General features: G+C 55.3%; 14 protein-coding genes. All 14 read left to right on the top strand.

The genetic code is table 11. The features are described 5' to 3' along the window. On the top strand, nucleotides 1-384 hold a 384-nt coding region (locus Q7U71_04055; protein ID MDO9390929.1), incomplete at its 5' end, for a hypothetical protein. Between the two features lie 74 nt (nucleotides 385-458). After that, on the top strand, nucleotides 459-1,298 hold the full coding sequence (gene amrB / locus Q7U71_04050) for an AmmeMemoRadiSam system protein B (protein ID MDO9390928.1): 840 nt from the start codon (nucleotides 459-461) through the stop codon (nucleotides 1,296-1,298). Nucleotides 1,299-1,315: 17 nt separating this feature from the next. Continuing rightward, nucleotides 1,316-1,873 (top strand): AmmeMemoRadiSam system protein A, encoded by a 558-nt coding sequence (gene amrA / locus Q7U71_04045; GenBank protein ID MDO9390927.1) that lies wholly within the window; start codon nucleotides 1,316-1,318, stop codon nucleotides 1,871-1,873. A gap of 20 nt (nucleotides 1,874-1,893) precedes the next feature. After that, nucleotides 1,894-2,631 (top strand): hypothetical protein, encoded by a 738-nt coding sequence (locus tag Q7U71_04040; GenBank protein ID MDO9390926.1) that lies wholly within the window; start codon nucleotides 1,894-1,896, stop codon nucleotides 2,629-2,631. Nucleotides 2,632-2,639: 8 nt separating this feature from the next. Then, a complete protein-coding gene (locus Q7U71_04035) occupies nucleotides 2,640-2,942 on the top strand; it encodes a hypothetical protein (GenBank protein ID MDO9390925.1) in 303 nt (100 codons plus the stop codon). Next, nucleotides 2,939-3,445: a hypothetical protein gene (locus Q7U71_04030; protein ID MDO9390924.1), complete on the top strand. Its 507-nt coding sequence runs from the start codon at nucleotides 2,939-2,941 to the stop codon at nucleotides 3,443-3,445. Before Q7U71_04035 ends, Q7U71_04030 begins: the two co-directional genes overlap by 4 nt. A 169-nt stretch (nucleotides 3,446-3,614) precedes the next feature. Further along, entirely contained in the window at nucleotides 3,615-4,241 is a 627-nt protein-coding gene (locus Q7U71_04025; GenBank protein ID MDO9390923.1) for a hypothetical protein, read from the top strand. After that, the gene (locus Q7U71_04020; GenBank protein MDO9390922.1) at nucleotides 4,238-5,461 is read left to right on the top strand and encodes a CBS domain-containing protein; all 1,224 of its coding nucleotides are present in this window, start codon (nucleotides 4,238-4,240) and stop codon (nucleotides 5,459-5,461) included. The genes Q7U71_04025 and Q7U71_04020 overlap by 4 nt, the downstream gene beginning before the upstream one ends. A 1-nt stretch (nucleotide 5,462) precedes the next feature. After that, a complete protein-coding gene (locus Q7U71_04015; GenBank protein MDO9390921.1) occupies nucleotides 5,463-6,698 on the top strand; it encodes an Nramp family divalent metal transporter in 1,236 nt (411 codons plus the stop codon). 68 nt (nucleotides 6,699-6,766) lie between these two features. After that, nucleotides 6,767-7,129: a hypothetical protein gene (locus tag Q7U71_04010; protein ID MDO9390920.1), complete on the top strand. Its 363-nt coding sequence runs from the start codon at nucleotides 6,767-6,769 to the stop codon at nucleotides 7,127-7,129. Between the two features lie 4 nt (nucleotides 7,130-7,133). Next, on the top strand, nucleotides 7,134-7,604 hold the full coding sequence (locus Q7U71_04005) for a C-GCAxxG-C-C family protein (protein MDO9390919.1): 471 nt from the start codon (nucleotides 7,134-7,136) through the stop codon (nucleotides 7,602-7,604). 66 nt (nucleotides 7,605-7,670) lie between these two features. After that, nucleotides 7,671-9,482: a YgiQ family radical SAM protein gene (locus Q7U71_04000; protein MDO9390918.1), complete on the top strand. Its 1,812-nt coding sequence runs from the start codon at nucleotides 7,671-7,673 to the stop codon at nucleotides 9,480-9,482. Beyond that, nucleotides 9,479-10,429, top strand: coding sequence for a methyltransferase domain-containing protein (locus Q7U71_03995; GenBank protein MDO9390917.1), 951 nt, complete (start codon nucleotides 9,479-9,481; stop codon nucleotides 10,427-10,429). Before Q7U71_04000 ends, Q7U71_03995 begins: the two co-directional genes overlap by 4 nt. A 141-nt stretch (nucleotides 10,430-10,570) precedes the next feature. Further along, on the top strand, nucleotides 10,571-11,253 hold a 683-nt coding region (locus tag Q7U71_03990; GenBank protein MDO9390916.1), incomplete at its 3' end, for a methyltransferase domain-containing protein.

Below are 11,253 nucleotides of genomic sequence, written 5' to 3'. Positions count from 1 at the left end.
TATGTCAACACCACCATTCCCGATTACCATTCGGACAAGGCCACCGGCAACATAACCACCGGGGTCTTACTGGGCGGAACGGTCACCATCGGGCTGGGACTGGCCCTGATGGCCGGTTCGGCGGGGCTGGCTTATTACCTGAACGACAGGCTGTGCCTGATCGCCGCCGTCTGCGCCCTGCCGTTGTTCCTGATAGCGGTGGTCACCGGAAAGATGCGCTGGACCATGATGTCCTACCAGGGCGGCTCGCTGGTGCTGGTGCTGCTGGTGGGAATGATGCACCCGGTTTTCTTTTTACTGCTATTGGGCACCTACCTGGCGCTGAAGGTCTATCATAAGAAGCGGTTCAACATGGACTACCCGAAGTTCGCCGACCGGGGCTGATCTGCCACAGAGACACAGAGACACAAAAATCTATATGGATATTGGCTGATAATGGTTAAAAGCGGAGAGGCGATATGAGCATCAGAAGATCCATCATTGCCGGGAGCTGGTATCCGGGCGAGGCGGCCAAGCTTAAAGCCGAGGTCGAAAAGTACCTGGCGGCGGCCCAGACATATCCCACGGATTCCGAACTGCTGGGGATAGTGTCTCCGCACGCGGGATTGATGTACTCCGGGCCGGTGGCGGCCTATGTCTACAAGAATCTCAAAGGCCTGGGGATCAAGACCGTGGTGCTGATAGGCCCCAGCCACCGCGCTAGTTTCGAGGGTTCCGCCATATACGCCTCAGGAGAATGGGAGACCCCGCTGGGAAAAGTGGAGATCGACTCTGAACTCTGCCAGAAGATCATCAGCCAGGACCAGACCCATATCAAAGACCTGCCGGCGGCCCACGCCCAGGAGCACTCGCTGGAGATCCAGCTGCCCTTCCTGCAGACGGTATTGGATCCCGGCTTTAAGATCGTTCCCATCATGGTGTCCAACCATTGTCTGGCTTCCTGCGAGAGGCTGGCCCATTCCATAGTTCATGCGCTCAATGGAAACTGTGAAGGGATAATGCTCTTGGCCTCCAGCGACCTGTCCCACTTTCACTCCCAGGCCGAAGCCAAAAAGCTGGACCAGAAGGTGGTCAAGGCGATCGAGAACTACGATCCCGAAAAACTGGCCGGGGAGCTGGCCTTCGAGAAATGCGAGGCCTGCGGGGGCGGACCCATAGTAACCGTGATGATCGCCTGCAAACTGCTGGGGGCCGATAAGGGCGTGGTTTATGATTACCGGACCTCGGGAGATGTAACGGGCGAGAAGGAGCAGGTGGTGGGGTATCTGGCAGCGGGGCTCTATAAAACAAGGTTCTAAAAGTTGAAAAGGTTGAGATGAAAGACGGGTTGACGGCGGAAGAGAAAAGGGAGCTTTTTCGGATAGCGCACCAGTCCATCGAGGCCGAGGTCAGGGGACTGCCCAAGCCGAAGTTCACGCCGTTGACTCCAAAACTGGCCGAGCTGCGCGGGGTCTTCGTCACCCTGAAAGAACAGGGGCAGCTGCGGGGCTGCATCGGGTACATTGAGGGCATCAAGCCGCTGTACCTGGCGGTGGCCGAGATGGCGGTGGCCGCGGCGGTAGACGATCCGCGCTTTCCCGGGGTCGCGGAAGCAGAACTGCCTCATTTGGAATACGAGATCTCGGTGCTGACGCCGAAAAGGCAGATAGGTTCTCCAGAAGAATTCATTCCCGGACAGCATGGGATAATAGTCCGGCGGGGCGGGCGGTCCGGGGTGTTTTTGCCACAGGTGGCAACAGAGGAGGGATGGAACCGGGAGGAGACCTTGAATTACCTCTGCGCCCACAAGGCGGGCCTGCCGGCCGGGGCCTGGAGGGAGAAGGAGACCAAGTTGTTTGTGTTTGAGGCGGAGGTGCTGGAAGAAAAGGATTAAAAATAATTTTCAGGCAAGTTATGTCAATAATTAAGAAAATTAACCAATCCACCAAACCTTTTGTATTCTTTCATACGTGGACTGTTAGCGAAAGTTTGCTGAAACAGGCAATTACCGAACAAAAAAGTATGGACTTAGATGTTTGTGTGGATAATGACAAGCCATATCTTGGGCATTCGCGAGAATACCATGAAAAAAGCGGAGAACCCTATTTTAAGTCACTTCCTATTTGGGATGCAGTTGACAAGGTTGCACAGTCGGACATTTTTGCTATGATAGATTGTAAGCACTATGATGCCTGGCCAGTAATCGAAGAAGTTGTAAAGAAAATAGGTTCTGATAGATGTATTGTTGGCGGTTATGTATCAGAGTTTAAATTCGGTTACAGCCGTGGAGATAATGAACCTGATTATCTTTCCGAGTGGTCGCCAATAGAAAAGCTTAAGTCAATTAAAATGAAATACCCTTCGGTTACAACAACCGCCTGTGTGAAATGGCCTCCAGTAGACATGCTGACTAACAATAGGTATCGGAGGCTTGTTGAATATATTATTGCGGTTTCGAAGGATAATAATATTGATACAATTTGCCTTGGTGTACCCGATGACACTATAACTGATCAATGGCTTAGACATTTCAAAAAAGAAAATATCATGCCACATATTGTAATTGACAATGCGGATACAAGTAAATTAACTGAACTGTATATTGGAGAAACCGATCATTTAGAACGGACTACGGTAAGTTCAACTTTATAAGGTATAACATGCGCGATAATCAAATAATCGAAACCATGACCGGGCTGGCCGAAAAGCTGGGCCTGTCCATCAAATTCGACGAGTTCGACGGCCGGGGAGGCTGGTGCAAACTCAAGGGCACCGAGAAGATCATCATCAACAAGCGGATGATGCCCAAGGAGCAGACCCGGATCCTGGCCCAGATCCTGGCCCGGTATCCCACCGAGGAGCTGGCCATGCCGCCCCGGGTCCGCCAGCTGATAGACGACGCCAAGGAGGATTTGCCGGAAAAAGAGGAGCCGCAGACCGAAATGGAGGTTGAGGAAAAATGAGCCTGTCCAGCTGCCGGGAATGCAAAAAAGAGGTCAGCCCCAATGCCATGCGCTGTCCTCACTGCGGGGCACCCCAGCCGGCCAACCAAACCTGGAACGGATGGGGGTTCGACTGGAAGTCCAAAACATCCTACTACGGCTGGCCCTTGGTCCACGTCTCGGTCGGCAAGGACAGGAACGGACACCTAAGGGTGGCCAAAGGCTGGATCGCCATCGGGCAGTTCGGCATCGGCGCCATCACCATCGCCCAGTTCGGGGTGGGGATAGTGTTCGGCTTCGGGCAGATCATCCTGGGAACCACGGCCATCGCCCAGATCGCGGTGGGTCTGCTGTTCGGGATGGGGCAGCTGGCCACCGGTTACATCGCGGTGGGACAGATCGTTTTAGGATACTACGGCCTGTGCCAGTCCGGCTTGGCGGCCCACCTGTGGAGCCAAAAATTCAGGGACCCGGAAGCGGTGCGGTTCTTCAAACAGCTGTCGGAATATCTGCCCAAATGGTGAAACGTGAATCCGACTACGCCCTGCCTACGCCAAGGCTTTGGCTGACATGCAAGGCTACGTCGGACAAGCTGTGAAATGTGAAACGTATACGCTGAAGGCTGAACAAGAAAAGCTAAACTGTAAACTTGTCAACTGTAAACGTCAAACGCTAAACACCAAACGATTACAAATGCCCAACAGCAAAACAAACATCTCACTGTCCGAGCAGGCCACCAGTTTTACCAAGGACTTCCTGGACCTCTGGGTCTTTGACAAGGAAGGGACCAAGATCGGGCGGGTGGCCGACCTGGCCATTACCATGGGCGAGGAATTCCCCAATGTCTCCTCGCTGGTGGTGGCGGTCAAGCTGAGGATCAGCCTGTTCGGCTCGGCCAAGTTCGAGGCCATCATTCCCTGGCGCCAGGTGAAAAGCCTGGATGAGGACGGGATCGCCCTGGGCATCGCCTTCAGCGAAGTGAAGACCGGCAAGCTGAACCAGAGGGAGCTGCTGTTGAAGAAGAACGTGATGGACCAGCAGATAGTGGACAACGAAGGCCGCAAGATCCTCCGGGTCAACGACGTCAAGCTGAAGGCCTTCAACGAACACCTCCGGCTGGTTGGGGTGGAGACCGGCATCAAGGGCCTGTTGTACCGGCTGGGGGCTGGGCGGCGGCTGGTGCGGGTGGCCAATCTGCTGAACGTGAAGATCATGGAAAACATCATCATGTGGGACCTGGTGGAGCAGTTCGACAACGAAATGAAACGGATAAAACTTTCCATCTCCCAGGAGATGCTGAAGGACCTGATAAACCTATGAGATACCTATCGCACTATCTTCACCGCCAGGTGCATTTCAAAAAACAGCATCTGGGCGAACTGGTGGACTGGGTCATGAACGCCCGGCCCACCCAGGCCGAACTGGCCGGTCTGGTGATCCTGGACAATGAGGGACGGGAGAGGAGCATTTCCCTGAACGACGTGGAATCGCTGGGCCACCGCTACATCTATCTGAAACGGAGCCTGGGCGAATGCCCGGAGCTGGCTCCGGCCGATGACCAGATCCGGCTGGCCGAGCACATCCTGGACAAGCAGGTGGTGGACACCAGGAAGAAAAAAGTTTACCGGGTCAACGACATCGAAGTGGAGCAGGAGGGCGAACGCTTCCTGGTGCGCTGGGTGGACGCCGGGCTGGCCGGGCTTTTGAACCGGCTGGGCCTGCCGGAATCTCTGCAGCCCAAGCCGGGAAAGATGCAGCGGCGGATAGCCTGGGCCGACGTGGAGCCGCTGGATCCCGACCTGAAATCCAGCTTTGAAAAGCTTTCCAAGATGCATCCGGCTGACATCGCCGACATCGTGGAGGAGCTGGGGGTCACCCAAGGGGCGGATCTTTTGGAGCGGCTGGACGACGAGACCGCGGCCGAGACCCTGACCGAGGTGGAGCCGGAGATGCAGAGCGACATCATGGAGGAGATCAAGCCCCAGGACGCCGCCGACATCATCGAGGAGATGGAGCCGGACGACGCCGCCGACCTGATCTCCGACCTGCCCCAGGAGACCGCCCGCCAGATCATGAACGAGATGGAGTCCGAGGAAAAGGCCGAGGTCCAGGAACTGCTGCAGTACCCGGAGGACTCGGCCGGAGGCATCATGAACAACGATTACCTGGCGGTGACCAGGGGGCTGACGGTGGAGCAGGTGCTCAATAAGTTCCGGGCCGACCAGCCCGAGCCCGAAGTGGCCTATAACCTGATCGTGACCGAGGCCGGGGAAAAGCTGGCCGGGATGCTGTCTCTGCGCGACCTGGTGGTGGCCCAGCCCCAGTCCAAGATCGACGACCTGATCGCTCCCGACACCCCCTCGGTCCGCCCGGATACTCCCTTAAGCGAGGTGGCTGACCTGTTCTCCAAGTACGACCTGGTGATGCTGCCGGTGGTGGATCATGCCCGGCAGGTGCTGGGGGTGATCACGGTGGACGATGTGATAGAACTGATGGTCCCGGAAAAATGGAAACGCTCCCACCGCAAACGCCTGATCTGACATGAAGAAACTCTGGATAAAATTGGTGCTGATCTTCGGCATAGTGGGGCCGGGCCTGATCACCTCCTTTGCCGACAACGACGCCGGAGGCATCACCACCTACTCCATCGCCGGGGCCCGCTACGGGTATTCCCTGCTGTGGATGCTGCTGTTGATCACCTTCGTGCTGGCCTTCTTTCAGGAGATGGTGGCCCGGCTGGCGGCGGTCACCGGCAAGGGGCTGTCCGACCTGATCCGGGAGGAATTCGGCCTGCGCTGGACGCTGTTTGCCATGATCGTCCTTTTGGTGGCCAATTTCACCACCACCATCGCCAATTTCGCCGGGATCGCGGCCAGCCTGGAGATCCTGGGGGTCAGCAAATACATCTCAGTTCCGGTGACGGCTTTGGCCCTCTGGCTTTTGGTGGTCAAGGGTTCCTACCGTTTTGTGGAAAGGTTCTTCCTGATAGTGGCCCTGTTTTTCGCCGCCTATGTCATCGCCGGGTTCATGGCCAAGCCGGACTGGGGCCTGGCGGTGGGCAGCCTGGTCAAACCGACCCTGGTCTGGAAGGCGGATTACTGGGTGATCTTCATCGCCACCATCGGCACCACCATCACCCCCTGGATGCAGTTCTACCTGCAGTCCTCGATCGTGGACAAGGGGATCACCATGAAGCATTACAATTACGCCAAGCTGGATGTGTTCGTGGGGACCTTCTTCACCAATTTCATCTCCTTTTTCATCATCGTCACCTGCGCCGCCACCCTGTTCAAGGCCGGCATTCCGGTGCACAACGCCGAGGACGCCGCCCTGGCCCTGGCCCCCATCGCCGGAAAATATTCCTCGGTGCTTTTTGCCCTGGGACTGTTCGTGGCCTCGATGATGGCCGCCTCCATCGTGCCCCTGTCCACCTCCTACGCCATCTGCGAGGCCTTTGGGATGGAGACCGGCATCAACAAGAACTTCAGCCAGGCCCCCATATTCTTCAGCCTGTATACCCTGCTGCTGATACTGGGCGGGGCGGCCATCCTGATCCCCGGCCTGCCCCTGATCAAGGTGATGTTGTTCGCCCAGACGGTGCAGGGCGTCCTGCTGCCCATCATCCTGATCTTCATCCTGCTGCTGTTGAACAACCGGGACGTGATGGGGAACCATGTCAATTCAAAATTCTACAACATCGCCGCCCTGATCTCGGTGGCCGGGATAGTGCTGGCCTCGCTGATCCTGCTGGTGCTGACGCTGATGGGAAAGACCTGATCCACTAAATGACTGAAATGACCAAAAGGTCATAAAGGTTGAAAATGACAGGGCAGAAAGGCTTACAAATGAAAATAGCCGGGTATATAGTCGCATCCATCCTGATATTCTTCGGGGTGCTGTTCATGATGTCGGCCCGGGACGAATATACCGCCAATCCGGGCAGCCGGATCATCACCGGGCTGGCGCTGATCGGGACCGGGATCGCCATTGCGGTGGTGCTCAAAAAAAGCCAGCCCAAACCGGCCCAGAAGATCGAGATCGTCCAGAAGATAGACCTGGCCGGGAAGTCTTTGCCCGAACAGATGAAGTGCAAACAATGCGGGGCGCCGCTCTCCAAGGACACTGTGACTGTGAAGGAAGGGGCGGTGTTCATCAACTGTCCCTACTGCCAAAGCACCTACCAGATAACCGAAGAACCGAAATGGTGAAAAGATGAACATAGAAGATCAGGCCAAACACTATTTCAACAACGGCTACAACTGCGCCGAGTCGGTGCTATTGTCAGTCTGCGGTCAGATGGGATATGATCCCAAGGAGTACGGGATATGCATACCCCGGATGGCCACCGGATTCGGCGGCGGAATCGCCCGCAACGGCGGTCTCTGCGGGGCATTGTCCGGGGGGCTGATGGCCCTGGGTCTGGCCCTGGGCCGGGATGTTGCCCAAGAAAGCCGGGACCCCTGTTATCCGGCGGCAGACCAGTTCTACAATGAATTCGTGGAAAGGTTCGGCCATTCCACCTGCCGGGAACTGACCGGACTGGACATGAAGAACGAGCCGGACCGCAAAAGGTACATGGACGTCATCCACCAGGAGCGGTGCAATCCGATGGTGGCCTGGTCGGCCGGGAGGGTGATGGAGTTGATCGGGGAGCATTCCCAGGGAAAACCGGGGCTGGCCTGATTCCCTCTATTAAAGAAACATCCCGGGGGCGTTCTGACAAAGCGGCCCCGTTATTTATTTACTGATATGAGCCATTTACCTACCACCAAAAAAGAAATGCAAGCCCAGGGCTGGGATCAATGCGATGTGATCCTGGTCACCGGCGACGCTTATGTGGACCACCCTTCGTTCGGGGCGGCGGTGATCGGGCGGGTGCTGGAGGGTCAGGGTTTCAAGGTGGGCATCATCGCCCAGCCGGACTGGCGCAGTCCCGCCGATGTCATGCGGTTGGGGAGGCCCCGGCTGTTCTTCGGGGTCACCTCCGGGAACATAGACAGCATGCTGCACCATTACACCGCCAACAAAAAACTGCGGCACGACGACCCCTATTCCCCCGGCGGCCGCCACGGTCTGCGCCCCAACCGGGCGGTGATAGTTTATTCCAACCTGATCCGCCAGTCCTGCAAGGATGTTCCCATCGTACTGGGCGGGATAGAGGCCTCCCTGCGGCGGCTGGCCCACTATGATTACTGGGACGACGCGGTGCGGCGCTCGATCCTGTTCGATGCCAAAGCCGACCTGCTGGTCTTCGGGATGGGGGAGAGGGCGGTGGGCAGGATAGCTCAACTGCTGAATACTGAAGATGGCCCTTCGACCGGGGCTTCAGCACGCTCAGCCTGGCAGCTCAGGGCAAGAATACAGAATATCGAATTGATGAACGTACCCGGAACTGCCATCATCTGCCGAAATTCGGACCTTCCGAAGTTCGGATCTTCCGAATATGCCGAGTTGCCGTCGTTTGAGGAAGTATCGGCATCAAAGGAAGTATTCAACCAGGCTTTTGTCATTGCGTCCAGCGAGGCCAATCCGCATTTCGGGAAAAGGCTGCTGCAAAAGCACGGGGACAGGTACCTGCTGGTAAATCCCCCGGCCATGCCTTTGGATACCGAAGAGCTGGACGCGGTCTATTCCCTGCCATATCAGCGCCAAGCTCATCCTTCATATAAAGAACCGGTCCCGGCCCTGGAAACGGTCAAATATTCCATCACCTCACACCGGGGCTGTTACGGAGGCTGCAGCTTCTGCACCCTGTATTTTCATCAGGGCCCGGTCATCCAGTCGCGCAGTCCGGAATCGATCGTAAACGAAATAAAACTTCTGGCCGGAGACCAAAATTTCAAAGGCGTCATCAGCGACATCGGCGGGCCGACCGCCAACATGTACGGCACCGGGTGCAAAGCGGATGGCCGGGAGAAATTCTGCCGGAAGCCCAGCTGCCTGGCGCCGCAGATCTGCGAAAACCTGAAGCCGGGACAGCATCCCAGCGTCAAGCTCTGGCACGAAGCCCTGAAAGTGCCGGGAATGCGGAAGGTCTTCGTGGCCTCCGGGGTGCGCTACGACCTGGCGCTGCACGACCGCAAATATCTGAAGGAACTGATACAGGAGCACACCGGGGGGCACCTTAAGGTCGCTCCGGAACACTGCTCGTCTTTCGTCCTGAAACAGATGAACAAACCGGGCATCAATACTTTCGTAGAATTCCTGGAGATCTTCCGGCGGCTGAGCAGGAGGGAGCAGTATCTGGTGCCGTACCTGATATCCAGTCACCCGGGCTCCCGGCTGGAGGACATGCTGGAGCTGAAGCGCTTTCTTAAAAAGAACGGTTTGGCCGTGGAGCAGGTCCAGGATTTCATCCCCCTGCCCATGACGGCCTCGGCCGCCATGTATCATACCGGCAAGAACCCCTACACCGGGGAGGAATTATTTGTGGAAAAAACTGCGGCCGGGAAATTGAAACAGAGGTATGCGCTGGATGCCAACCAGGACGAAGGATGGGAAGGGGCTGGGGATTATGAAAGAAAACGCCAGCCCGGCAAACATATTAAGAGGCAATCATGAGAAAGCCAGCCAAAAACAAATGGGCCAAAGGTCTGTACAAGAAGGCGATCATTGATCCGAGAAAGTTTATGTGGGAGCCGGAATACGTGGCCCTGCTGGCCAAATGGGTGGGGTTCAAACAGGGCCAGACCGTGGTTGATGTGGGATGCGGCTTGGGCTACCTGGGGACCATATACTGGCCGTTCTTTGGCAAGGGCGGCAAATATTGCGGAGCGGATGTCAGCCCTAAGCTTATAGCTCAGGCAAAAAAGAAGGCAAAAGACTGGGCCAAGGGCGGGAAAACGGAATTCAAGGTTGGGGACGCCTATAAATTGCCATATCCGGATGAATCTGCAGATGCCGTAATGTGCCAGACCCTTCTGATGCACTTGTCCGATCCTTTGAAAGCCGTCAAAGAGATGTACCGGGTCTTAAAGCCGGGAGGCGCCGTGCTGTGCAAAGAGCCTGACAATCTGTCCTGGTCTTTACAGCACATCCTTACGTCACTTCCGGAATTACCCATGGAGGATGAACTGTTTTTTCGGAAAATTGATTTTATTTATGCCAAGGGCAGGGCTAATTTGGGGCAGGGTTTTCTAAATGCGGCCCCCCGGGTTCCGCTGTGGCTGAAAGCAGCCGGGTTCAGTCAGATTGACGCCAAGATAGCAAGCCAGGCATCGCTGGGTGTTCCGCCGTATGAAACACCAAGGCAAAAGCACGAGGTCGCCGAGAGGAAGGAATTGATATGCAGGAGCAAGAAACCTGATTATAAAAGACAGATAAGCGATAATTTCAAAAAAACATTCTTTGCCGGGGGAGGAACCCAGTCTGATTATGATAAGTACCTAAAATTGCGTAAAAAAATCAAACCAAGGAAAAAACTTTATGAACAACAAATAAAGACCGGCTCATATTTTTGGTTCAATGCCCGGCAGCTTTTTGCAATAAAGGGAAATAAACCACGATAGTATATTGTAAAAGTTGGAAGATCTTAAATCCAATGAAATTAAGAGGCAATCATGAGAAAGCCAGCCAAAAACAAATGGGCCAAAGGGTGGTATAAGAAAAGGATCATTGAAGAGCGGAAATTCTTATGGGAGCCCGAATATGTGGCCCTGCTGGCCAAATGGGTGGGGTTCAAACAGGGCCAGACCGTGGTTGATGTGGGATGCGGCTTGGGTTACCTGGGGACCATATACTGGCCGTTCTTTGGCAAGGGCGGTAAATATTGCGGGGTGGATATAAGTCCCAAACTGGTAACTGAGGCAAAAAAAATATCACGAAACTGGGCCAAGGGCGGCACCACCGAATTCAAAGTAGGGGATGCATATAAACTTCCGTATCCCGACAATTATGCCGATGTGGTGATGTGTCAGACCCTGCTGATGCACTTGTCAGAACAGCAAAAAGCTGTAAATGAGATGTTTCGCATATTAAAGCCTGGTGGGGTAGTGCTTTGCAAGGAGCCGGATCATTTGTCAATGGCTTTGCAACGCGGGGTATCTTCATTGCCGGATATACCAATCGAGGATAATCTATTTTTTCGCAAGATGGCATACATTTGTGCCAAAGGCAGGGAAGAATTGGGGCTGGGCATTTCGGATACGGCCCCTCATGTTCCTTTGTGGCTGAAAGAGGCCGGCTTCAAGGGTATCGACGCAAAGATGAGCAGTCAGCCGTTTTTAATGATACCCCCATATGAAACGCCAAAGCAGAAGTATGATATCAGCTGGTGGAAGGAATCGGTTCGCTGCAGCGAAAAACCAAGTGAGAAGAAAAGGGAAAGAGACAA

It is taken from the genome of bacterium (genome assembly GCA_030655055.1).
Taxonomy (GTDB): Bacteria; Edwardsbacteria; AC1; order AC1; family EtOH8; genus UBA5202.
Note: the sequence above shows the minus strand (reverse complement) of the source record. Positions and strands in the feature narration are given on the sequence as shown.